The sequence below is a fragment of the Mesorhizobium sp. WSM4311 genome (assembly GCF_002295115.1).
GTDB lineage: Bacteria > Pseudomonadota > Alphaproteobacteria > Rhizobiales > Rhizobiaceae > Mesorhizobium.
The window spans coordinates 278,187-300,128 of the sequence record NZ_NSFV01000004.1 but is presented as its reverse complement, the minus strand read 5'-3'; the positions used below and the strand labels follow the sequence as shown (position 1 = coordinate 300,128).

At 64.1% G+C, this 21,942-nt stretch carries 22 protein-coding genes; 11 read left to right on the top strand and 11 right to left on the bottom strand.

Annotation, left to right across the window (positions count from 1 at the left end; all coding sequences use genetic code 11):
- Positions 1-12: 12 nt before the first annotated feature.
- Complete coding sequence (locus tag CK226_RS12265) at positions 13-705, bottom strand: antitoxin Xre/MbcA/ParS toxin-binding domain-containing protein (RefSeq protein ID WP_095792165.1); 693 nt, start codon at positions 703-705, stop codon at positions 13-15.
- Between the two features lie 232 nt (positions 706-937).
- The gene (locus CK226_RS12260; protein ID WP_095771691.1) at positions 938-1,930 is read right to left on the bottom strand and encodes an adenosine kinase; all 993 of its coding nucleotides are present in this window, start codon (positions 1,928-1,930) and stop codon (positions 938-940) included.
- A gap of 247 nt (positions 1,931-2,177) precedes the next feature.
- Here CK226_RS12260 and CK226_RS12255 point away from each other — a divergent pair, with 247 nt between their 5' ends.
- Positions 2,178-3,080 carry an EamA family transporter gene (locus tag CK226_RS12255; protein ID WP_095791989.1) on the top strand — a complete coding sequence of 301 codons (903 nt, stop codon included), beginning with the start codon at positions 2,178-2,180 and terminating at the stop codon, positions 3,078-3,080.
- A gap of 88 nt (positions 3,081-3,168) precedes the next feature.
- Complete coding sequence (locus CK226_RS12250; RefSeq protein WP_095791988.1) at positions 3,169-3,897, top strand: sulfate transporter family protein; 729 nt, start codon at positions 3,169-3,171, stop codon at positions 3,895-3,897.
- On the opposite strand, the gene CK226_RS12245 is transcribed toward CK226_RS12250, so the two are convergent.
- The 5 genes from CK226_RS12245 to CK226_RS12225 all read right to left on the bottom strand — a co-directional run bounded on the left by CK226_RS12245 (position 3,894) and on the right by CK226_RS12225 (position 7,409).
- Positions 3,894-4,697, bottom strand: coding sequence for an oxaloacetate decarboxylase (locus tag CK226_RS12245; RefSeq protein WP_095791987.1), 804 nt, complete (start codon positions 4,695-4,697; stop codon positions 3,894-3,896). The two genes, CK226_RS12250 and CK226_RS12245, sit on opposite strands and share 4 nt — an antisense overlap.
- Positions 4,698-4,771: 74 nt before the next feature.
- Entirely contained in the window at positions 4,772-5,626 is an 855-nt protein-coding gene (locus CK226_RS12240; protein ID WP_095791986.1) for a hypothetical protein, read from the bottom strand.
- Between the two features lie 71 nt (positions 5,627-5,697).
- Positions 5,698-6,357, bottom strand: coding sequence for an HAD family phosphatase (locus tag CK226_RS12235; protein ID WP_179295825.1), 660 nt, complete (start codon positions 6,355-6,357; stop codon positions 5,698-5,700).
- A complete protein-coding gene (gene dut, locus CK226_RS12230; protein WP_095771697.1) occupies positions 6,357-6,842 on the bottom strand; it encodes a dUTP diphosphatase in 486 nt (161 codons plus the stop codon). The genes CK226_RS12235 and dut overlap by 1 nt, the downstream gene beginning before the upstream one ends.
- 96 nt (positions 6,843-6,938) lie before the next feature.
- Positions 6,939-7,409 carry an Lrp/AsnC family transcriptional regulator gene (locus tag CK226_RS12225; RefSeq protein WP_095791985.1) on the bottom strand — a complete coding sequence of 157 codons (471 nt, stop codon included), beginning with the start codon at positions 7,407-7,409 and terminating at the stop codon, positions 6,939-6,941.
- Positions 7,410-7,522: 113 nt separating this feature from the next.
- On the opposite strand from CK226_RS12225, the gene CK226_RS12220 reads away from it, so the two are divergent.
- From CK226_RS12220 to CK226_RS12210, 3 genes are all read left to right on the top strand, one after another.
- Entirely contained in the window at positions 7,523-7,771 is a 249-nt protein-coding gene (locus CK226_RS12220) for a DUF6356 family protein (protein WP_095771698.1), read from the top strand.
- Between the two features lie 15 nt (positions 7,772-7,786).
- Positions 7,787-8,587: a class II glutamine amidotransferase gene (locus CK226_RS12215; protein WP_095771699.1), complete on the top strand. Its 801-nt coding sequence runs from the start codon at positions 7,787-7,789 to the stop codon at positions 8,585-8,587.
- Between the two features lie 179 nt (positions 8,588-8,766).
- Complete coding sequence (locus CK226_RS12210; RefSeq protein WP_095791984.1) at positions 8,767-10,140, top strand: amidase; 1,374 nt, start codon at positions 8,767-8,769, stop codon at positions 10,138-10,140.
- Here the strand turns inward: CK226_RS12210 and CK226_RS12205 are convergent.
- Positions 10,134-11,207, bottom strand: a complete 1,074-nt coding sequence (locus tag CK226_RS12205) for an FAD-binding oxidoreductase (protein ID WP_095791983.1) — start codon at positions 11,205-11,207, stop codon at positions 10,134-10,136. The two genes, CK226_RS12210 and CK226_RS12205, sit on opposite strands and share 7 nt — an antisense overlap.
- Positions 11,208-11,333: 126 nt before the next feature.
- On the opposite strand from CK226_RS12205, the gene CK226_RS12200 reads away from it, so the two are divergent.
- From CK226_RS12200 to CK226_RS12190, 3 genes are all read left to right on the top strand, one after another.
- Complete coding sequence (locus CK226_RS12200; protein ID WP_095791982.1) at positions 11,334-11,930, top strand: TetR/AcrR family transcriptional regulator; 597 nt, start codon at positions 11,334-11,336, stop codon at positions 11,928-11,930.
- Positions 11,927-12,856: a haloalkane dehalogenase gene (locus CK226_RS12195; protein WP_095791981.1), complete on the top strand. Its 930-nt coding sequence runs from the start codon at positions 11,927-11,929 to the stop codon at positions 12,854-12,856. The genes CK226_RS12200 and CK226_RS12195 overlap by 4 nt, the downstream gene beginning before the upstream one ends.
- 100 nt (positions 12,857-12,956) lie before the next feature.
- Positions 12,957-14,549: a peptide chain release factor 3 gene (locus CK226_RS12190; RefSeq protein ID WP_095791980.1), complete on the top strand. Its 1,593-nt coding sequence runs from the start codon at positions 12,957-12,959 to the stop codon at positions 14,547-14,549.
- 48 nt (positions 14,550-14,597) lie between these two features.
- Here the strand turns inward: CK226_RS12190 and CK226_RS12185 are convergent, their stop codons facing one another.
- Entirely contained in the window at positions 14,598-15,068 is a 471-nt protein-coding gene (locus tag CK226_RS12185; protein ID WP_095771705.1) for a VOC family protein, read from the bottom strand.
- A 267-nt stretch (positions 15,069-15,335) separates the two neighbouring features.
- Here CK226_RS12185 and ilvD point away from each other — a divergent pair, with 267 nt between their 5' ends.
- A complete protein-coding gene (gene ilvD / locus CK226_RS12180; RefSeq protein ID WP_095787197.1) occupies positions 15,336-17,180 on the top strand; it encodes a dihydroxy-acid dehydratase in 1,845 nt (614 codons plus the stop codon).
- Positions 17,181-17,190: 10 nt separating this feature from the next.
- On the opposite strand, the gene CK226_RS12175 is transcribed toward ilvD, so the two are convergent.
- Together CK226_RS12175 and CK226_RS12170 are read right to left on the bottom strand one after the other, a co-directional pair.
- A complete protein-coding gene (locus CK226_RS12175) occupies positions 17,191-17,664 on the bottom strand; it encodes a hypothetical protein (protein ID WP_095791979.1) in 474 nt (157 codons plus the stop codon).
- Between the two features lie 51 nt (positions 17,665-17,715).
- Positions 17,716-19,470 carry an ABC transporter ATP-binding protein gene (locus CK226_RS12170; RefSeq protein ID WP_095791978.1) on the bottom strand — a complete coding sequence of 585 codons (1,755 nt, stop codon included), beginning with the start codon at positions 19,468-19,470 and terminating at the stop codon, positions 17,716-17,718.
- Positions 19,471-19,622: 152 nt separating this feature from the next.
- On the opposite strand from CK226_RS12170, the gene CK226_RS12165 reads away from it, so the two are divergent.
- Positions 19,623-20,903, top strand: coding sequence for an amidohydrolase family protein (locus tag CK226_RS12165; RefSeq protein ID WP_095791977.1), 1,281 nt, complete (start codon positions 19,623-19,625; stop codon positions 20,901-20,903).
- Between the two features lie 107 nt (positions 20,904-21,010).
- On the top strand, positions 21,011-21,934 hold the full coding sequence (locus CK226_RS12160; protein WP_095791976.1) for a DMT family transporter: 924 nt from the start codon (positions 21,011-21,013) through the stop codon (positions 21,932-21,934).
- The last annotated feature ends 8 nt before the right edge of the window (positions 21,935-21,942 follow it).

Below are 21,942 nucleotides of genomic sequence, written 5' to 3'. Positions count from 1 at the left end.
ACCGCGCCGGCTTCAGCCCGGCGCGAACGCCCGTGCCGCTTCGACGACGTCCTCGATCTGGTCCTGCCGCAGCAGGTCGATCGGAATGCGGCCGTCGAGTTGTGCCGCCGGGCGCGTCAGCCACAGCCAGGCGAGCCTCGGATTGCCGATCAGCGACTGCACGTCGCTTATGCCCGCGACGGGCCTGCCGTCGACGAATTGCGCCAGCGGGAAAACGTGCTTGCGGCCGCCCTTGCGCAAGGCGATGACATCGCCGCGCCTTTGCCAGCGGTGCAGGGTCGAGCGGGCGATGCGCAGATTCTCTTCCAGATAGGTCGAGCCGGCGACACGGCCGGCCCAGTCCTCGATCAGCATCGATTCCAGATCGTCGGACCGTGGCGGCGCGGCAAGCGTTTCATCGGCCGGCAAAGCCGTCGGCATATCGGTGGAGCCGGCCTCGCTGCGGCGCGCGGCTTCCGCCGCCAGAGCGCGCACGAATTTCGAGGCAAGGCCGGGAAGGTCGGCATGGATGGCGTCGATGGCGCGCTGGTGCTTCGGCGACAGCAAGGTGACGGCGGATGCTATGCTGCCGGCGATCTTGCCGACCGAGACCACGGTGGACTGGTTTATGGCCTCGTCATAATGGGCAAGCGCGCGTTCGACGTCCTCCGCGACCATCTCCGCGAAGTCGTCCTGTCCAAGACCGGTTGTCTGAAATCTGCTCATGCACATGTCTTCCGGCCGCGCGCTCCTCCCTCAGCCGCGGCCGATTGCTGAAATTACTACTGCGGAAAATGGAAATCATGGCGGCGACGGGTCACGCCGCCCGACAGCTTGCTGTCTTGCATCTTTTCAACATCCCATCTGACCGCGGGCGCCCCGAAATGTCAGTCACGGGACGCTCTCGATTTCGTCTAGGAGCGATGTGTGACAACTGCGCGACGGTGAGAAGCGGATGCTACAGCAACCCAGCCAGTTCCGCCTCGCGGCGCAGGTTCTGCCTCGGCCTTGGGCCGATCTGCTGGATCACAAGACCGGCCGCCAGTGAGCCAAGGTCGCCACAGGTCTTGAGGTCGCGGCCTTGCGTATAGCCATGCAGGAAACCGGCGGCGTAGAGGTCGCCGGCGCCCGTCGTGTCGACCAGTTCCCGGATCGCCGTCGCCTGGATCACCACGGTCTCGTCGCCGCGCACGATGACCGAGCCTTTTTCCGACCGCGTGACGGCGGCTATTCCGCAGTCCTTGCGGATCTTGGCCAGCGCCTCGTCGAAGGACGATGTCTGGTAGAGCGACTTGATCTCGTGGCTGTTGGCAAAGACGATGTCGACCGTGCCCGACCGCATCAGCTCGAGGAATTCGTCGCGGTAGCGGTCAACGCAGAACGAATCCGACAGCGTCATGGAGACTTCGCGGCCTGCGGCGTGCGCCAGCCGGGCCGTCTGCCGGATCGCCTCCTTGGCGCGCGGCGGGTCCCACAGATAGCCTTCGAAATAGGTGACCTTGGCCGCAGAGGCCTTGTCGGCCTCGACATCCTCAGGCCCAAGCTCGACGCAGGCGCCGAGATAGGTGTTCATCGAGCGTTCGCCGTCGGGTGTGACGAAGATCATCGAGCGTGCCGTCGGCGGCTCGCCCTGGAGCGGCTTGGTGTCGAAGGCGACGCCCTGCGCGCGGATGTCGTGCGCGTAGATTCCGCCCAGCGCATCGTTGGAGACCTTGCCAAAGAAGGCGGCGCGTCCGCCGAAGGAGGCAACACCGGCCGCCGTGTTGCCGGCGCTGCCGCCGGAGGCTTCGATCGCCGGACCCATCCGGCTGTAGAGCAGCTCGGCGCGGTGGGTGTCGATGAGGTTCATCGCGCCCTTGATGATGCCGTTGGTTTCGAGGAAAGCCTCCTCGCACTGGGCGATGATGTCGACAATGGCATTGCCGATGCAAAGCACGTCATAATCCGGCATCAATGTCTCCGCCAAAAACCCGAGCCGGCTTCTTGCCACGCTGGCCGGGCGCGGGTTTAGCGATTCGCGGCGGCTTTGCCTAGGGTGTGTCGCTATTCAGGTGATGCCGGCCAGACCTGAATTGCAACGAACCCTGGAGCGCGACACGCCAGGCGCTACGACAATTCGACCGTGGACGAAGCATTTCGTCTGGCCGTCGCTTACAAGCTGGCTCTGCCGATCAGCCATCAAAGGCAAGCCATTCCCCATGTCTGCAAAGAGCGATACGACAATCGACCTGGCCTTGCTCGGCGTGCTGGCTGTGCTGTGGGGCGCCTCCTACACCTTCATCAAGATCGGCGTCGAGACCATCCCGCCCGTCACCTTCATCGCCGCGCGCACCTTGATCGCCGGTGGCATCCTGTTGGCCATCATCCGCTGGCGCGGACTTGCCATGCCACGCGACACAGCCACCTGGCGCCGCTTCGCCTTCCAGGCCTGCCTCAACAGCGTCATACCGTTCACGCTGATCGCCGCGGCCGAGCGCTCGGTCGATGCCGGCCTCGCCACCATTCTCAACGCCACCTCGCCGATCTTCACCTTCCTGCTCACCGCTCTGATCACCCGCCATGAGCCGGTCACGGTGCGCAAGTTGATCGGTGTCGGCGCCGGCATAGCCGGAATATGCCTCATCGTCGGCACCGAGGCGTTGGGTGGCATCGGCCACGAGCTGTGGGCGCAGGTCGCCATCGTCGCGGCAACGATCTGCTATGCCGGTGCCGCCATCTTCGGCCGCGGCTTCAAGGGTCTCGATCCGATGCTGCCGGCGGCAGGCTCGATGCTGTGCGGCTCGGCCATGCTGGTGCCGCTCAGCCTGGTGGTCGACCAGCCCTGGACGCTCTCGCCATCGACGGCGTCGATCCTGGCTCTGCTCGGCCTGTCGGTGTTTTCGACCGCGCTTGCCTTCGTCATCTATTTCCGCCTCATCCACACGCTGGGTTCGGTCGGCACCACGTCACAGGCCTATCTGCGCGTGCCGATCGGCGTCGGCATCGGCGCCGTCTTCCTCGGCGAAAGTCTGGGGCCGACGGCATGGCTGGGCATGGCTTTTGTCGTGTCCGGCGTCGCGGCCATGACCATCCCGGTTGGAAAGTCGGCCTTTGCCCGATAGCGATATGCTTGTGCTCGCGGCCAGCGCTGCCTATCTCGGGAGCGTCCCGCCTGTCGGCGGTGTCCGCTGACCCGGGGGTTGAAGCACGGTGATTTTCGACGCTGCCCGCATCGCGGTCCTCGAGCTGCTCTCGCCGCCGTTTCGTGCCGTGTTCATCAAGACGCTCGGCCTGACCGTGCTGGCGCTGGTCGCCTTCTGGTTTGGCCTGACCAGTCTTGTCGAGTGGCTGGCTTTGCCATGGCTCCAGACATTGCTGCCGGGCATGCCGTCCTGGGCCGGCTGGCTTGGCGGCATCATCGCGGCCATCGCCCTTGCCTTCGGCATGGCCTTGCTCGTCGCCCCGGTCACGGCGGTGATCGCCGGCCTGTTCCTCGACGATGTCGCCGAAGTGGTCGAGCGCACCGACTATCCCTGCGACCCCGTCGGGCGCGCCATGCCGGCATTGCGCTCGCTGGTGCTGGCGATAGAATTCCTCGGCGTCGTCATCCTGGGCAACATCGTGGCGCTCATGCTCCTGCTGGTGCCCGGTATCAACATCGCCGCCTTCTTCATCGTCAACGGCTATCTGCTCGGCCGCGAATTCTTCGAATTCGCCGCGATGCGCTTTCGCCCTGAGGACGAAGCCAGGGCCTTGCGCCGGCAGTATGCCGGCACGGTGTTTCTCGCCGGGCTGGTCATAGCGGCCTTCCTTGCCGTGCCGCTGCTCAATTTGCTGACGCCGCTCTTCGCCGCCGCCATGATGGTGCATCTGCACAAGGCGGTCTCGGCGCGGGAAGCCGCCGCTGACCGCGGTCGCCATATGACGGCCGCCGTTTAATCGGCGGATTTGCCGAACAGCGCCTGCAATTTGCCGAACGGCATGGCGGCGCGGGTGAAGCCGAACGTGCCGTCCTGCTGGATTTCGCGCGTCGCCGTCTCCAGCATGCCATAGGCGAAATTGGTCAGCCAGGGCCCGAGCGAAATGCGCTTCACGCCAGCCTTTGAGAGATCGGCGATGGTGAAGCCCGGTTTCGCCATGACGTTGACCGGCTTGCTGACCGCCGAACACAACGTTTTCACCATCTCGACATCGCCGATCCCAGGCGCATAGAGCACATCGGCGCCGGCCTTCTCGAAGGCCTGCAGCCGCTTGATGGTGTCGTCGAGATCGGGCTTGCCCCACAGAAAATTCTCGGCCCGCGCGGTGAAGACGAAATCGCGTTTCAAGGCCCGAGCCGCCTCCGCCGCCGCCGCGACGCGCTCGACCGCGTGGGAGAAATCATAGATCGGCCTGTCGGGATCGCCGGTGTGGTCCTCGATCGAGCAGCCGGCAAGGCCGGCCGCTTCCGCCGCGAAGATGGTTTCGGCGGCCCGCTCGGCACTGTCGCCCTTGCCTTTCTCGAGATCGGCCGAGACCGGCAGGTCGGTCGCCGCCGTCACCTCGCGGCAGTGATGGATCATCTGCTCGAAGGTCACCGCGCCGTCCGGCAGGCCGCGCGAAAAGGCAAAGCCGGCGCTGGTCGTCGCCAGCGCCTTGAAGCCGAAGGATCCGAGCAGCTTGGTCGTGCCCGGATCCCAGGGATTGGGCATGACGAAGGTCGAGGCATGCAGGTCGCGAAAGATCTTGCCCTTGTCCATGAATGCTCCCCATCAGAAGTGTCGGGGCGGATGCTATCTCGCCGTCTTCGGCCGGGCAAATAAATGCGCTTGGTTCAGAAGCGTTTCTCGTTCTCAGCTGCCAATTTCTCGAATGCGTCGGAATCCTTGACGTAGCGCGATGTCTTCTTGTCCCAATGATAGGTGACGGAAATGTCGTGCGACGACGCTTCGGGCGGCGCGTCATCGCAGCTTTCATCGCTTGGCACGGTGCTGTCGGTGACCGTCGCCTTGACGGCGGCATAGGGCTGGCCGTCGGCGATGGTCTGGAAGGTCACATCCTGCTTGCGGCTGTAGGCGCAGAGCCTTTCGTCGAACGTGTAGATCATGTCGATCAGCTCGAATTTGTCGTCGCGGACCATGATCAGCGGGGTGATCACATAGCCCTGGCTCGAATTGAAATGCGTGCTCATGGTGATGAGCATGTCGTCGCCGGCGCCGATCGAAAGCTTGTTCGGCTCGCGGAAATAAGTGCTGCGGTCGACCGCGACATTGGCCGCATCGAGCAGTTTCGGCTTGGCCGTGACGTCGTAGAGCGCCAGCACCGCATAGCCCTCTGCGCTGTCGGGAGAATCGCCGAGGTCGAACAGCATGGCCATCCGGTCGTTGCCGCCGGACTTGACGGGAAGCACGGCGGCGTTGGGGAAGCTGGATGTCTCGGGCGGCGAACCGCCACTATCCGGTCCCTCGATGTGGCGCATCTCGATCGGCAATCCGCCCTTGTAGAAACCGTCTCCGTCCGCGGCGAGGCTCGGAATGACCATTCTGGCCAGGTCGAGATAGGTAACATCGCTGCGGCCGGGCAGCGGGCTGCCGAGATCCGGGAAGCTGACGGTTTGAGCGCCGGCCACGGTCCACAGGAACGGCAGCATCATCACGGCGAGGATCAAGCGGAAAAAGTTCGTTGGCATGAGCGCCCCCCAAGATCAGGCCACTCACGCTAGCACGGGTTCCAGCATCGCGCAGCCGTGCTGGACCCGGATCAGTGGATCGGCACCAGCCCGGCCAGTTCGCGCATGTCGTCGAACAGGATGCCGCCGGCCTCGATCAGGCCGTCACGGTCGGAATAGGGATCGCCATGATAGGAAAACACCCGCATGCCGGCGGCGATGCCGGCCTGCGTGCCGGCGACGCTGTCCTCGATGACGATGCAGTCGGCCGGCGCGAAGCCCAAGGTCTTGGCCGCATGCAGGAACAGGTCGGGGAACGGCTTGCCGCGCCCGACCATGGTCGAGGAAAACATCGCATGTTCGAACAGCGGCAACAGCCCGGTCTGGCCGAGCGTGATGTGCATCTTCGAAATCCGGGCCGAGGTGGCGACGCAATAGGGGATGCCGGCCGCGCGGACCGCCTCGATGAACTCCCGCACGTAGGGGATCGCTTCGACGCCATGGGAGAACAGGTCCGGCAGGCCGGCGTTCCAGCGATCGACGAAATCGGCGCCGAGACGAACCTCGGTCCGCTCTTCGATCTCCTTCTGCACCGAGGCCATGCTGCGGCCGGAGAAATTCCTGCGGCAATATTCGAAGCTTGTCGGATAGCCGGCGGCCGTCAACCATTCGGCGAGGCGTCGATTGGCGAGATTCTCCGTGTCGACGAGAATGCCGTCGCAGTCGAAGATGACCAGCTTTGGTATTTGCATCAGGCGGTGCCGGTCGATCCGAACCCGCCCGAACCACGCGCCGTGCCGCCGGCCAGCGAACGCTCTTCGACGGCCACCTGCGTCACCGCGGCGAAAACGATCTGGGCGACGCGCATGCCGCGCGTCACGGCAAAATCCTCGTCGCCGAGATTGATCAAAAGCACCTTCACCTCGCCGCGATAGTCGCTGTCGACCGTGCCGGGTGAATTGAGGACGGTGAGGCCATGCTTGAAAGCGAGGCCGGAGCGCGGCCGCACCTGGCCTTCCATGCCTTCGGGGATTTCCAGGATCAGCCCGGTCGGCACCAAGGCGCGTTTCCCAGGCAGGATCAGCAGTGGCCGGTCGTCGGGTACCGCCGCGCGAAGATCCATGCCGGCCGCGCCGGCGCTTTCGTAGGCGGGGAGGGGAAGTCCTTCAGCATGCGGCAATCTGACGAAGCCGACGGTCGGACCGATGACGGAGGAGTTTTGGAGGGCTGCGCGCATAAAATCGATCCTATCGGCGCGATTACCGATTCGGTCAATTCGCCCGCGCCGCTATCAACGGCTTTCTTTCAGGCATCACTATGGCCTGAGCACGCTTTAGCGCACTTCCATTGGAACTACCGTCGTCTCCTTGATCTCCTCCATGACGAAGGAGGCGGACACATCGGACAGCGCCACCTTGGCGATCAGCCGCTGGTAGAGCCGGTCGTAAGCCTTCACGTCGGCAACGCGGGCACGCAGGACATAGTCGAGGTCGCCGGACATGCGATAGACGCCGGTGATCTCGGGAAGGCTGGTCACCGCCGCCCGAAACTTTTGCAACCAGTCGGGATCATGGTTGGACGTACGGACCAGGATGAACACCGAAAGGCCAAGCCCGAGCTTGTCGGCATCGACCAGCGCCACGCGGCCGGTGATGACGCCATCCTCCTCCAGCCGCTTGACGCGCCGCCAGCAGGCATTGCGCGACAACGCCACCCGTTCCGACAGCTGGTCGACCGACAGCGTGCCGTCGCGTTGCAATTCGGCAAGCAGTTTTCGGTCTATTTCATCGATATCCAGCGCCATGTTGGGATGTGTGTCCCACAAAGTGGCAAAATACAAGGACATTTTGAGACCGATGAACCGGCGAAGCGTGTCAGGATACTCATATCTGAACGCAAGCGCTGAAGGGGACCTCAATGTCGGTTGCAAGGATCTTCACTTCCCATCCCGCCAAGGTCGGCGAAACCTATTTCGGCCATATGGCCTTTGCCGCCTGGTTCTCCTCGCGCCTGCTGCTGGCGGCCGGCGCCGCCCTCGTTCACGCTTTCTTGCCATTTCTCTTCGAGACTACCGCCAGCCGAATCGTCCGCGAGCTTTACGACCGGACGCACAACAGAGGCACACACGCGACCAAGGAGCCGGCGGCTCTCATGGATCGCGCCTAGAGGACGACAGAAGCGATGTGCCGGTGGGCGGCCTATCTCGGTGAAGCGGTCTTTCTTGAAGACATTCTCACGGCGCCCTGCCACTCGCTGATCGCCCAGAGCCATTGCGCCCAGGAAGCCAAGTCGCCGACCAATGGCGACGGTTTCGGCCTCGCCTGGTATGGCGACCGGCCGGAGCCCGGCCTCTACCGCGACATCCTGCCGGCCTGGTCCGATCCCAATCTGAAGAGCCTGTGCCGGCAGATCAGATCCGGCCTATTCCTCGCCCATGTGCGGGCCTCGACCGGCGGCGCCACCAGCCGCATGAACTGCCATCCCTTCATCTCCGGTTCCTGGTCGTTCATGCACAATGGCCAGATCGGCGGCTTCGAGAAAATCCGCCGCGCGCTGGAGAATTCGCTGTCGGACGCCGTCTTCGACCAGCGCGAAGGCACCACCGATTCCGAATTGTTCTTTCTCCTGATGATCGACGAGGGCCTGGCCGGCGACCCGCAAGGCGCGGTCTCGCGCGCCACTGCCCGCGTGCTCGAAGCCTCGCGCCGCGCCGGCCTCGAACCGGCACTGAAACTCACCGCCGCCTTCTCGGACGGGCAGGCGCTGCACGCGGTGCGCTATGCCACCGACGCCCATGCGCCGACGCTCTACACCTCCTCCTTGCGCAAAGGCGGCGGCCGCTGCATCGTCTCCGAACCTTTCGATCGCGAGGGCGGCGACTGGCAGGCGATCCCGCCGTCGAGTTTTGTCACCATGACTGGGGACGGGATCAGCATTCGGCCCTTTGCCCCGACGGCGGCGAAGTTGGCCTTGGTCGGGTAAATCCTTCTCTAAGTCGGAACCGCCGCAGGACAGGGGGCGCCGTAGAGCGCAGACCTCAACGGACGGTCGGCGCAATTTCGATCAAACACCACTAGGCCGCGAATGCTCAACTCTGCTTGAAGCCGCGCCGCTCTCCGCCATCTTGATCTGATGAGCGCGGCCAAGCCGGAGCATTCGCCATGGACATCGTCTTCTCCTCAACCGTCGAACTCGCCACCGCCATCGCCCGTCGCAAAATCTCCGCCGTCGAAGCCCTCGATGCTCATCTGGCGCAGATCGACCGGCGCAATGAAGGCGTCAACGCCGTCATCTCGCTCGACCGGGAGGGCGCGTATGAACGCGCCGGGAAGGCCGACGCGGCACTTGCGCGCGGGGCCACACCCGGGCCGTTGCATGGCGTTCCCTTCACGCTGAAGGACATGCACGAAACCATCGGCATGAAAACCACGGTGGGCTTCCCGCCCTTCGCCGACTATGTCGCCAGCCACGACAGCCCGGTCGTTGCGAGACTGAAGGCGGCCGGCGGCGTGCTGATGGCCAAGACCAATGTAGCCACCATGCTGTCGGACTGGCAGTCGAACAATCCGCTGTTCGGGCGCACGAGCAATCCATGGAACCTTGAGCGCACGGCGGGCGGCTCAAGCGGCGGCGCCGCGGCGGCGGTGGCGGCCGGCATGACGCCGTTCGATGTCGGCACCGACATGCAGGATTCCATCCGGCTTCCGGCCGCCTTCTGTGGCGTGTACGGCCTGAAGCCGACCGAACACCGCGTCTCGCTGGCCGGCGCCTTCCCAAATCCTGGCAATGCCGCGCGCAGCGTGCGGCTGATGTCTTGCCTCGGCCCGCTGGCGCGCTGCGTGGACGATCTGTCGCTGATCTATCAAATCATCGCCGGGCCGGACGGGCGCGACACCGATCTGGCGCCGGTGCCGGTCGAAATCACGCCGAAGCTCAGCACGAAGACCCTGCGAATCGCCTTCGCTCCGTCCTTGCCCGGCTTCCCGGTGGCCGGCGCTGTCGGCGCCGCGGTCGAAAATCTCGCAAGGCAGCTGCAATCGGCGGGGGCGATCGTGGAACAGGCGAAGCTGCCCGAGCTCGATCTGCACGACGATCTCGCGCAGGGCGGCGCGCTGATCGGCATGATGATGGAGGCCGCGCAGCCGGAGCCGCCGAAGCGGCCGACGTCGGTCTCGCGCTGGTTCGAGGCGCTTGCCCGCCGCGACAAATCCATTCTCGCCTGGGACCGGTTCTTGGACGACTGGGACGCGCTGCTCTGCCCGGTCGCGATGACCACGGCCTTTCCGCATTGCGAGCCGGGCACGCCGATCAAGGTCGACGGCAAGGATCAAGACTACTGGATGCTGCCGGCCTATGGCGCCGTCTTCAACTACAGCGGCCATCCTGCACTTTCGATGCCGTGCGGAAAAGATCGCGACGGCCTGCCGATCGGCCTGCAATTGGTCGGCAAACGCTGGTCGGAGGCGCGGCTGCTTGGTGTCGCGGCGGCCATTGAGCCGCTTACCGGTGGCTTTCGCCGCCCGCCGGCTTATTGAGCAAAGCGCGACAGCCCATACGGTGCCAGCAGCGGATCGCGCTCGCCGTCGAGGATTTCCCGGGTCGCAAACAGGCCGACGGCCGGCGCCAGCGTGATGCCCGAATGCATCACCGCGACATAGAGCCCGTCCATGCCCTCGGCGCGGCCGATGATCGGAAAGCCATCGATCGGATGGGGACGGTAGCCGATGGTGTGGAAATCGAGCTCCAGCCCTTCGGCGCCGCGCAATGCCGCCTTCGTCACCGCGAACAGGTCGCGCGCCGTCGCTTCGGGGTTTTGGCCGGGATCGCCGCCGGCGAAATCAGAGCCGGCGATGATGCGGCCCTCTGCCGTCTGGCGCATATGCAGTCTCTCGACGTGCACCAGACCGTTGAGCAGCTTCTTGTATGGCCGCGAATGGACGATCAGGCCAGGTGGCGTTTCGATCGGCAGCTTGATGCCGGCCGTCGCGGCAATGTCGGGCGAGCCGACGCCAGCGGCGATCACCACGTCGTCGGCGGCAATCAGCCCATGCGATGTGTCCACGCCGGTCGTCCTGCCGTTGGTCTGGGCCAGCGCCGAGACCGTGCTGGCAATGACCCGCGCGCCACGCCGTTCGGCGTCCGCCAGCAGAGCCCTGGCCGTCGCGATCGGCTCGGCCACGCCTTCCTCCGCGACATAAACAGCGAATTCAGGAGGCTCGACCAGGCTGGGTTCGATTTGCGCCGCCCGCTCGCGGCCAACGCGTTCGATGCCGTAGCCCCATGAAGAATGTTCGGCCGCGTAGGCCTCGAGCCGGTCGGCCGGCAGGTCCCAGCACAGCCCGCCGCACCAGGCGAGCGGCAGCCCAGGCAGTTCGTTCGCCAGTCGCCTCCACTCGGCCATGGCGCGGGTGCGCAGCCGGAAATAGATTTCGGGGTTACCCCAGCTGGCGTTGATCCAGGCAAAGGAATTGGGCGTCGCGACGCCACCCGCGCCGCTTTCGGAAACGACCGTGACCTGGGCGCCTGCCCTGGTCAGATGCCAGGCGACCGAGGCGCCGATGATGCCGGCGCCGATGACGATCACTTGTTTCGCCGCAGCCATGTTCGCTCCTTTACTGGTTGTCCGCCGAGGACACTCTTGCAGTGCCACCCCGTTCGTCACTTGCCAACATAGGACACAGCAAAAATATGCGCTTGACATCAATACGTACGTACGTATTATTTCACCATGGCTAGACAATCACTCCGCGAAAAACTTCTCGACGCCGGTTTCCGGACCATCTGGAATTCAGGCTATGCCGCCGCCGGCGTGCGAGACATCGTTGCTGCCGCCGACGCCCGGCCGGGATCCTTCACCAATCATTTCGCCTCCAAGGAGGCGTTCGCCGGCGAAGTGCTGGATCGCTACTTCACCTATGTCAGTGGGCTGGTCGAGGCTGCGCTGGCGCAGGACGGCACGCCGCCCATAGGCAGGCTGAGCCGCTACCTCGACGTCATCACCTCGAAGCTCGAGGCGCATGACTGGGCGCACGGCTGCATGATCGGCAATCTCAGCCTCGAGACAGCCGTGCACAGCGAGCCGTTGCGCTTGCAACTCGTCGCCATCTTCGAGCGCTGGCGCCAGCCATTCGCCGTCTGCATTGCAGAAGGCCAGGCGGCCGGCGACATCGCCAAGACCTTCGAGGCCGAGGACCTCGCCGACTTCCTGCTGTCGTCCTGGCAGGGCGCCATGCTGCGCATGAAGGTCGAGCGCAGCCCCGAACCGCTCGAGCGGTTCAAGAAAGTCATCTTCAGCACAGTGTTTGCAAAGGAGCCGACCCCATGAGTTCGAAAGCCAACCCGCCTCAGCCCGTCGCCACCGCGCCGAAACGCTTGCAGATTCCCGTACTCGATTCGACCATGTCCTATGTCGAGGCGGGAGCGTCCGGCCCGACCGTGCTGTTCCTGCACGGCAACCCGACCTCGTCCCATATCTGGCGCAACATCATCCCGCATGTCGCGCCGTTCGGCCGCTGCATCGCGCCCGACCTGATCGGCTATGGCCAGTCCGGCAAGCCCGATATCGACTATCGCTTCTTCGACCAGGTCCGCTATCTCGATGCCTTCCTCGACGCCCTCGACATCAGCGATGTGGTGCTGATCGCGCAGGATTGGGGCACGGCACTTGCCTTCCATCTCGCGGCAAGGCGGCCGCAGCGCATCCTCGGCCTTGCCTTCATGGAATTCATCCGGCCCTTCGAGCGCTGGGAGGATTTTCACCAGCGCCCGCAAGCCCGCGAAATGTTCAAGGCGCTCCGCACGCCCGGCGTCGGCGAAAAGCTGGTTCTGGAGGACAATGTCTTCGTCGAGAAAGTGCTGCCGGCCTCGGTGCTGCGCACGATGAGCGACGAGGAAATGGCCGCCTATCGGGCGCCGTTCCCGACGCCGCAATCGCGCAGGCCGGTGTTGCGCCTGCCCCGGGAAATGCCCATCGAAGGCCAGCCCGCCGACGTCGCCGCCATCAGCGCGCACGACCATCGCGCGCTGCGGCTGTCCACCTATCCGAAACTGCTGTTCGCGGGTGATCCGGGCGCGCTGATCGGGCCGCAGGCCGCGCGCGAATTCGCGGCCGGTTTGAAGAACTGCGGTTTCATCGATCTCGGGCGTGGTGCGCACTATCTTCAGGAGGATCATGCCGATGCGATTGGCGGCGCTATCGCCAGCTGGCTTCCGGAGGTCGTTTTGGCGAACCGGATGGGCGAGCTGGCCTGAGGCAAGCCATGGCATCCGGCGGCGTCCGCCCCGCCGGACCGGTCGACAGCCCGGCACTACGCTGCTAGAAGCCCGGCCTGTCACACGGAAATCCCAGAGAATGCCCGAAACAATACCAGAGGAAGTGGCGCGCCGCCGCACCTTCGCGATCATCGCGCACCCAGACGCCGGCAAGACGACGCTCACCGAAAAGCTGCTGCTGTTCGGCGGCGCCATCCAGCTTGCCGGCGAGGTCAAGGCCAAGAAGGACAAGATCCAGACGCGCTCCGACTGGATGAAGATCGAGCGCGAGCGCGGCATTTCGGTCGTCACCTCGGTGATGACCTTCGAGTATGAAGACAACGTCTTCAACCTGCTCGACACGCCCGGCCACGAGGATTTCGCCGACGACACCTACCGCACGCTGTCGGCGGTCGACTCGGCCGTCATGGTCATCGACGCCGCCAAGGGCATCGAGCCGCGTACGCTGAAACTGTTCGAAGTCTGCCGGCTGCGCGACATCCCGATCATCACCTTCGTCAACAAGATGGACCGCGAAAGCCGCGATCCGTTCGAGATTCTGGACGAGATCGAGCAGAAGCTGGCGCTGGATACCGCACCCATCACCTGGCCGATCGGCCGCGGCAGGACGTTTTCCGGCACCTATCACCTGGCGTTGAACGCGGTGCGCAAGGGCGACGACGAGAAGGAACGCACGCCGGTCAACGGTCCCGATTCCAACCGCGTCGCCGGGCTGCTGCCGGAGAATGAGCGCGAGGCCTTCATCGAGGAACTGGAACTCGCGCGCGAAGCCTGCCGGCCGCTCGACATCGACGGCTTTCGCGAGGGCCATCTGACGCCGGTCTATTTCGGCTCGGCGCTGCGCAATTATGGCGTGCGCGACCTGATCGAGGCGCTCGGCGCCTTCGGGCCTCCGCCGCGCGCGCAGGAGGCCGACACCCGCAAGGTCGAGGCGACCGAGGACAAGATGACCTCCTTCGTCTTCAAGATCCAGGCCAACATGGATCCCAACCACCGCGACCGTATCGCTTTCGTGCGCGTCTGCTCGGGCAAGCTCGAGCGCGGCATGAAAGCCAAGCTGGTGCGAACGGGCAAACCGATGAGCCTGTCGGCGCCGCAGTTCTTCTTCGCCCGCACCCGCGTCACGGCGGATGAAGCCTTTGCCGGCGACGTCGTCGGCATTCCCAACCATGGCACGCTGCGCATCGGCGACACGCTGACCGAGGGCGAGGAGATTCTTTTCAGGGGCGTGCCGAACTTCGCCCCGGAAATCCTGCGCCGCGTGCGCCTCGGCGACGCCATGAAGGCCAAGAAACTCAGGGAAGCGCTGCACCAGATGGCCGAGGAAGGCGTCGTGCAGCTGTTCTCGCCCGAGGATGGCTCACCGGCCATCGTCGGCGTCGTCGGCGCCCTGCAGCTCGATGTGCTGAAGGAGCGGCTGAACTTCGAATACACGCTGCCGGTCGAATTCGAAATGTCGCGCTTTTCCGTCTGCCGCTGGATCTCGGCTGACGACAAGGCCGAGACGCTTCGCTTCATCGAGGCGCATCGCGGCGACATCGCCAGGGACCTCGACAACGACCCGGTATTTCTGGCCCAGCACGCTTTCTCGCTGAACTACGAAGCCGAGCGCTGGAAAGCGATCCGCTTCGCCACGATCAAGGACTATCAGGTCCGCGACAAGGCGGCTTGAGCGCCAGTTTCCCTTCTCCCCCTTGGGCAGAAGGGAAGATCACGGCTCTCACCCTTTCGCCGCCTCTTCCAGCTTGGCGATGTCGATCTTGCCCATCTGCATCATCGCATCCATCACCCGGCCGGCCTTGGCCCGGTCCGCATCCCCGAGCAGGCGCGGCAGCTGTTCCGGCACGACCTGCCAGGAAACGCCGAACTTGTCCTTCAGCCAGCTGCATTGCGATGGTTCGCCGCCGCCTTCGATGAGCCTGTCCCAGAAATAATCCACCTCTTCCTGTGTCTTGCAGTCGATCGACTGTGACATCGCTTCGTTGAACTTGAATTGCGGTCCGCCGTTCAGCGCCTGGAACTGCACGCCGTCGAGCTCGAACGTGGTCACCAGCACTTTGCCTTCATCGGCGTGGCCTTCGGGCCAACGCATCACGCTCAGCACCTTCGAATTCTTGAAGATGGAGACGTAGAAATTCATCGCCTCTTCGGCCTGGTCGTCGAACCACAGGCAGGTGGTGATCTTTTGCATGTCGTGCTCCTCGGTTGCTTTTGCTGTTACGATGAAACGGTTGACTCCGAGAATGGTGCCATCTCCGTACCGTCCGCCCAAGGACGGTCCTGCGCGACGCGATCCGACAGCCGCATGTAATTTCTTTCGGGAGCTCGCGTTTTTCGGGAGACTCTGGCGCATTGCAAAAATGTGGCCAGACCATACTTGCGCGTCTATAAAGCCAGCGATCCGAATTCAGCTCCGCCGCGTCGTTCCCGGGCTGCGGCCAGCCACCAAGGAAAAAACATGCCTGCCTATCGCTCCCGCACCACCACCCATGGCCGCAACATGGCCGGCGCCCGCGGCCTGTGGCGCGCCACCGGTATGAAGGATTCGGATTTCGGCAAGCCGATTATCGCGGTGGTCAATTCCTTCACCCAGTTCGTGCCGGGCCACGTGCATTTGAAGGACCTCGGCCAACTGGTGGCACGCGAGATCGAGAAGGCTGGCGGCGTCGCCAAGGAATTCAACACCATCGCCGTCGATGACGGCATCGCCATGGGCCATGACGGCATGCTCTATTCGCTGCCGTCGCGCGAGCTGATCGCCGACTCCGTCGAATACATGGTCAACGCCCACTGCGCCGACGCCATGGTCTGCATCTCCAATTGCGACAAGATCACCCCCGGCATGCTGATGGCCTCGCTGCGCCTCAACATTCCGACCGTCTTCGTCTCCGGCGGGCCGATGGAAGCCGGCAAGGTGGTGCTGGCCGGCAAGACCCAGGCGCTCGACCTGGTCGACGCCATGGTCGCGGCCGCCGACGACAAAATCTCCGACGAGGACGTCAAGGTCATCGAGCGCTCGGCCTGTCCGACCTGCGGCTCCTGCTCGGGCATGTTCACCGCCAATTCGATGAACTGCCTGACCGAGGCGCTCGGCCTGTCGCTGCCGGGCAACGGCTCGACGCTGGCCACGCATGCCGACCGCAAGCGGCTGTTCGTCGAGGCCGGCCATCTCGTCGTCGATCTGGCCCAGCGCTATTACGAGCAGGATGACGAAACGGCACTGCCGCGCACCATTGCCTCGAAAGGCGCCTTCGAAAACGCCATGACGCTCGACATCGCCATGGGCGGCTCGACCAACACCGTGCTGCACATCCTGGCCGCCGCCCATGAGGGCGAGGTCGACTTCACGATGGAGGATATCGACCGGCTGTCGCGGCGGGTTCCGGTGCTCTGCAAGGTGGCGCCGGCCAAGTCCGACGTCCACATGGAAGACGTTCATCGCGCCGGCGGCATCATGGCCATCCTCGGCCAGCTCGATAATGCCGGGCTAATCAACCGCGACCTGCCGACCGTGCACACATCAAGCCTCGGCGAGGCGCTCGACCATTGGGATATTTCCCGTACCTCCAGCCAGAATGTCCGCGACTTCTTCCTCGCCGCCCCCGGCGGCGTGCCGACCCAGGTCGCCTTCAGCCAGGACCGCCGCTGGGAGGAGCTCGATCTCGATCGTGAAAAGGGTGTCATCCGTTCGGCGGAAACGCCATTCTCGAAAGATGGCGGTCTTGCCGTGCTGAAAGGCAATCTGGCGCTCGACGGCTGCATCGTGAAGACGGCCGGCGTCGACGAGTCGATCCTGAAGTTCACCGGCCCGGCGCGGGTGTTCGAAAGCCAGGATGCTTCGGTCAAGGCCATCCTGTCCAACGAGATCAAGGCCGGCGATGTCGTCGTCATCCGCTATGAGGGCCCGCGTGGCGGCCCCGGCATGCAGGAGATGCTCTACCCGACCAGCTATCTGAAGTCGAAGGGCCTCGGCAAGGCCTGCGCGCTGGTCACCGACGGCCGCTTCTCCGGCGGCACGTCGGGCCTGTCGATCGGTCATGCCTCGCCGGAAGCCGCCGAAGGCGGCACGATCGGACTGGTGCAGGAAGGCGACACGATCGAGATCGACATCCCCAACCGCACCATCCGCCTCGCTGTCAGCGACGCCGAACTTGAAGCGCGCCGGGCGGCGATGGAAGCCAAGGGCGCCCTGGCCTGGAAGCCGGAGGAAAAGCGTAAGCGCAAGGTGACGACCGCGCTGCGCGCCTACGCCGCCTTCGCCACCAGCGCCGACAAGGGCGCCGTGCGGAAAGTGCCGGAGTGACCTGCCGAGGCTAGCGGTACTGGCCGTACCAAGGCCATTCCGCATTGGGAAGATAGGGCCAATCCGCTCGGGTTGGCAGCGATCGCTTTGCGTCCTCCGCCTGTGATGGTGTCAAGAAGATGCCGAAGAGATCGTTTCCGCCGTTAAGCGCATAGAACCGCACGTCCGAACTAGCGAGTTGGTCGTTGATGATTTTGAAGAATACGTAAGTGGCGGTGCCCCAGCTTTTGCGCTCGCTATCTGGAACATCTGGGGCATATATCACGAATTCTTGGGCTGCTGCGCGCACTACATATCGGGTCGCGTGCGCGTCGATGCTCTCCTCGATCGCGATCGGGTTTTTCAGATACTGTCGAAGCTCTGGCAAAACCTGATAGTAGGCCTTAGCTATTCCTTGCTCAGCCAGGTTCTCTGCGTCGAGTAAATGCGCCTTGTCGTAGTCGATAGCCAGGGCCGGAGATTGCACGGCAAAGGTGCCGAACAAAACGCACCGTAGAAAGGACGCGAGTCGAGCACAGCGCATAACCGAACTCCGCTACGGCATCAGCTGATATTCATAAAGCTTCTGGTAAAGCCCGCCCTGCGTGAGCAGGGCACGATGCGGCCCGCTCTCGACCACCTTGCCGCCTTCCAGCACGACGATCGTGTCGGCCTGGTGCACGGTCGACAGGCGGTGCGCGATGACGATCGTCGTGCGACCTTCGGTCAGCTGCTGCAGCGCGTCGCGGAACAGCGCTTCGGATTCGGCGTCGAGCGCGCTGGTCGCCTCGTCGAGCAGCAGGATTTCGGCGTTGCGCAGCATGGCACGCGCGATCGAGATGCGTTGGCGCTGGCCGCCCGACAAGAGGCCGCCATTCTCGCCGACTTCTGTCTCGTAGCCCTTGGCCTGCGCCATGATAAAGTCATGCGCGTTGGCGGCTTTGGCCGCGGCAATCACCTCTTCATCGGTCGCGTCCTGCCGCCCGAGCCGGATGTTGTGCATGATGGTGCCGGCAAACAGGAACGTGTCCTGGCTGACATAGGCGATCTTTTCCCGCAGCGAGGCGAGGGTGGCATGCGAAATGTCCTGGCCGTCGAGCAGCACCTTGCCGTTCTTCGGGTCATACATGCGCATGATCAGGTTCAGGATCGTCGACTTGCCGCCGCCGGAGGGCCCGACCAGCGCCGTCATCTTTCCCGGCTCAAGGGTGAGGTCGAACCGGTCGAGCACTGGCGGCCCATTCTGGTAGGCGAAGCTGACGGCGTCGAACTGGATCTCGCCCGGTCCGGCCCGAAGCGGCTTTGCATCGGGCTTCTCGGCCAGTGTCAGCGGCTCGTCGGCGAGCTGGAACATCATGCGCACGCCGACAATGCCGCTTTCCAGTGAGATGCGCACGCGCGCCAGGCGCTTTGCCGGTTCATAGGCGAGCAGCAGCGCCGCGATGAACGCCATGATGTTGCCGGGCATCTGGCCGCCCTGCAGAACCAGGAGGCCGCTGACCATGACGGCGCCGGCGATCGCCAGCCCGGCCAGCGTCTCCATCACCGGGCTGGTCACCGCCTCCAGCGCGGCAATGTTGTTGGCCCGATCCTCGACGTCTGCCACCGCCTTGTACATGCGCTTGCGCATCAAGCTTTCGAGGTTGAAGGATTTGACCACGCGCACGCCGATAGCGGTTTCTTGCATCACCTGAACGATCTGGCCAACCGAGCGGAACTCCATGGCGGCGAACTTGCGCACACGCTTCAGGATGCGGTTGACGCCATAGATGGCCACAGGCCCGGCGACGAAGCAGATCAGCGACAGCACCGGCTGCTGCCAGACCATGACACCAACCAAGGCAAGCAGGGTCACCAGATCGCGCACATAGGAGGTGACGATCAGGTCGAGCACGTTGCGTGCCGCCTGGGCATTGTTGGTCATGCGGGTGATCAGGTCGGATGACGAGGTCGAATGGTAGAATTCGATGCCTTGCGCCAGGATGCGGTCGTATATCTTGCGCTGCCGGTCGGCGATGATGGCATTGCCGACCCGGCTCATGAAATAGGCCTGGACGAAATTGGCGAGGCCCTTGAGGATGAAGATCCCGGCGACCGCCGCGGCGATCATGTTGACGCGGTCGACCCGCTTGTCGATCACGAATTCATTGGTGATTTCGCGCAGGATCCAGGCGCTGGCGGCGGTCATGCCGGCCACCACCAGCATCGAAAGAATGGCCGCGCCATATCCGAACATATGCTCCCGGAACGATTCCTTGACCAGCCTTGCGACGAGGCGCTGGTTTTCCGTCGAGCGGAAGAAACGAAACAAAGGCTGATCCTTGGTGGCGCAATAACGAAGGCGGCTTATAGAGGGAGTTGTCGCCGGATGGAACCATTGGCGGCTTCTGGAAAGAAACCGCTGCGTCAAGCTGTCTTTTGCGACACGATGGCAAAGTGATTCTTCAGGCGAGATGACGGCAGATGGATTTCGACCTTATCGTTCGTGGCGGCACGCTGCCGGATGGCAGGATTGCCGATATCGGCATCAGCGGCGAGACAATTGCTGCGATCGAGCCCAAATTGCAGGGTTCCGCCCGGGCCGAGGTCGATGCCGGCGGGAATCTGGTCTCGCCCCCTTTTGTCGATCCGCATTTCCATATGGATGCCACGCTGTCCTACGGCATTCCGCGCATCAACGCCTCGGGCACGCTGCTGGAAGGCATTGCGCTATGGGGTGAGCTGAAGCCGCTTTTGACGCATGAGGCGGTGCGCGACCGGGCGCTCGCCTATTGCGACTGGGCGGTATCGATGGGCCTGCTCGCCATCCGCACCCATGTCGACGTCTGCGACGACAGGCTGCTGGCGGTCGAGGCCCTGCTCGACGTCAAGAAAACGATCGCGCCCTACATCGACCTGCAACTCGTGGCCTTTCCGCAGGACGGTTTCTACCGCTCGCCGAAGGCGCGTGAAAACACCATCCGTGCGCTGGACATGGGCGTCGACATCGTCGGCGGCATTCCGCATTTCGAACGCAGCATGGCAGACGGCACGCGCTCGGTGACAGAACTGTGCGAGATCGCGGCCAAACGTGGCCTGATGGTCGACCTGCATTGCGACGAGACCGACGACCCACTGTCGCGCCACATCGAGCAACTGGCTTATGAAACGCAGCGCCTTGGCCTGCAGGGCAAGGTGGCCGGCTCGCACCTCACCTCCATGCATTCGATGGACAATTACTATGTCTCGAAGCTTCTGCCGCTGATCGCCGAGGCCGGCGTTTCCGCTATCCCCAATCCGCTGATCAACATCATGCTTCAGGGCCGCCACGACACATTTCCAAAGCGCCGCGGCCTGACCCGGGTCAAGGAGATGCAGGCGCTCGGCATCCGTGTCGGCTGGGGTCAGGATTGCGTGCTCGATCCCTGGTACTCGCTGGGCACCGCCGACATGCTCGACGTCGCCTTCATGGGCCTGCACGTCGCGCAGATGTCGAGCCCGGCCGACATGGCGCGCTGCTTCGACATGGTCACCAACGTCAACGCCGCCATCATGGGTCTGGACCATCTCGGTCTCGCCGTCGGCAAGCGCGCCAGCCTCGTCGTCCTCGACGCCGGCAATCCGATCGAGGCCCTGCGCCTGCGCGCCGAGCGCATCTGCGTCATCGCCAGGGGCAAGGTGGTGTCGCAACGGACGCGGCAGGATACAAGGCTTTCCATCCCGGGCAGGCCGGCACTGGTCAACCGCAGGCACAAAGCCACGTAGGCCCAGCCGATTCCCGGTCCTGGTCTGGCGATTTCCCGGATTCCTCTCGTCAAAGCCGCCGCTTCCGTCTACGACGCGACTTGAGCGAGGGAGGAATCGGGATCGGCATGACGCAACCCGTTGCGCAGAATTCCACGATCAGGAACGTGCTTCTGGCCGGCATTCTGCTGATGCTGGCCGGCGACTTCCTGTTTGCGCTGAACGATGCGATGGGCAAGTGGCTGGTCGCCAGCTTCTCCGTCGGCCAGGTGGTTCTGATCCGGTCCATCGGCGCCTTCTTCGTTCTCGGGCCGATGATCGCGCATCAGGGCACCGCCAGGCTGTTTCGCATGGAACGCCCTGAACTGCAGGTCTTGCGTGTCGTCATGACCACGCTCGACACCGCACTCTTCTATGCCGCGGTCGTCTATTTGCCGCTTGCCGACGTCATGAGTTTCTACATGGCGGGGCCGATCTATGTCGCGGCGCTCTCGCACCTGCTGCTCGGCGAAAAGGTCGGCTGGCGCCGCTGGGTGGCGATCCTGCTCGGCTTCTGCGGCGTGGTGATCATGCTGAAGCCTTCCTCCGCGGCATTTTCGCTGTCGTCGAGCTTCGCGCTTGCCGGCAGCATCGCCTTTGCCTTCGCCATCATCCTCAACCGGCGACTGCGCGGCACCAGCGACACCAACCTGGTGACATGGCAGACGATAGGCACGCTGCTGGTCGGTGGCGTGCTGACCATGGGCGCCTGGCAAACCCCCTCGGCGCTCGATTTCGGCGCCATGCTGCTGCTCGGCATCGTTTCCTGCAGCGCCCATCTGATGATCACGCGGGCGCTCAAGCTGGCGCCGGCCTCGACGCTGGCGCCGCTGCACTACACGCTGCTCCTGTGGGCCGTGGTGTTCGGGCTGGTGTTCTTCGGCGACGTCCCCGGTCCGCGCATCCTGATCGGCTCCGGCATCATCGTGCTGGCGGGCCTGTTCATTTTCCATCGCCAAAAGGTGGTCGACACCACTGTGCCGCCCGAAAACGTGCCGAAGGGCGTGAATTAAGGCGGTTC

What these genes read in the sequence shown, in the direction of transcription:
- CK226_RS12265 (WP_095792165.1), bottom strand. Translation starts at nt 705, where the DNA reads ATGAGCAGATTTCAGACAACCGGTCTTGGACAGGACGACTTCGCGGAG.
- CK226_RS12260 (WP_095771691.1), bottom strand. Translation starts at nt 1,930, where the DNA reads ATGCCGGATTATGACGTGCTTTGCATCGGCAATGCCATTGTCGACATC.
- CK226_RS12220 (WP_095771698.1), top strand. Translation starts at nt 7,523, where the DNA reads ATGTCGGTTGCAAGGATCTTCACTTCCCATCCCGCCAAGGTCGGCGAA.
- CK226_RS12255 (WP_095791989.1), top strand. Translation starts at nt 2,178, where the DNA reads ATGTCTGCAAAGAGCGATACGACAATCGACCTGGCCTTGCTCGGCGTG.
- CK226_RS12165 (WP_095791977.1), top strand. Translation starts at nt 19,623, where the DNA reads ATGGATTTCGACCTTATCGTTCGTGGCGGCACGCTGCCGGATGGCAGG.
- dut (WP_095771697.1), bottom strand. Translation starts at nt 6,842, where the DNA reads ATGCGCGCAGCCCTCCAAAACTCCTCCGTCATCGGTCCGACCGTCGGC.
- CK226_RS12205 (WP_095791983.1), bottom strand. Translation starts at nt 11,207, where the DNA reads ATGGCTGCGGCGAAACAAGTGATCGTCATCGGCGCCGGCATCATCGGC.
- CK226_RS12225 (WP_095791985.1), bottom strand. Translation starts at nt 7,409, where the DNA reads ATGGCGCTGGATATCGATGAAATAGACCGAAAACTGCTTGCCGAATTG.
- ilvD (WP_095787197.1), top strand. Translation starts at nt 15,336, where the DNA reads ATGCCTGCCTATCGCTCCCGCACCACCACCCATGGCCGCAACATGGCC.
- CK226_RS12200 (WP_095791982.1), top strand. Translation starts at nt 11,334, where the DNA reads ATGGCTAGACAATCACTCCGCGAAAAACTTCTCGACGCCGGTTTCCGG.
- CK226_RS12235 (WP_179295825.1), bottom strand. Translation starts at nt 6,357, where the DNA reads ATGCAAATACCAAAGCTGGTCATCTTCGACTGCGACGGCATTCTCGTC.
- CK226_RS12240 (WP_095791986.1), bottom strand. Translation starts at nt 5,626, where the DNA reads ATGCCAACGAACTTTTTCCGCTTGATCCTCGCCGTGATGATGCTGCCG.
- CK226_RS12185 (WP_095771705.1), bottom strand. Translation starts at nt 15,068, where the DNA reads ATGCAAAAGATCACCACCTGCCTGTGGTTCGACGACCAGGCCGAAGAG.
- CK226_RS12245 (WP_095791987.1), bottom strand. Translation starts at nt 4,697, where the DNA reads ATGGACAAGGGCAAGATCTTTCGCGACCTGCATGCCTCGACCTTCGTC.
- CK226_RS12215 (WP_095771699.1), top strand. Translation starts at nt 7,787, where the DNA reads ATGTGCCGGTGGGCGGCCTATCTCGGTGAAGCGGTCTTTCTTGAAGAC.
- CK226_RS12210 (WP_095791984.1), top strand. Translation starts at nt 8,767, where the DNA reads ATGGACATCGTCTTCTCCTCAACCGTCGAACTCGCCACCGCCATCGCC.
- CK226_RS12195 (WP_095791981.1), top strand. Translation starts at nt 11,927, where the DNA reads ATGAGTTCGAAAGCCAACCCGCCTCAGCCCGTCGCCACCGCGCCGAAA.
- CK226_RS12160 (WP_095791976.1), top strand. Translation starts at nt 21,011, where the DNA reads ATGACGCAACCCGTTGCGCAGAATTCCACGATCAGGAACGTGCTTCTG.
- CK226_RS12190 (WP_095791980.1), top strand. Translation starts at nt 12,957, where the DNA reads ATGCCCGAAACAATACCAGAGGAAGTGGCGCGCCGCCGCACCTTCGCG.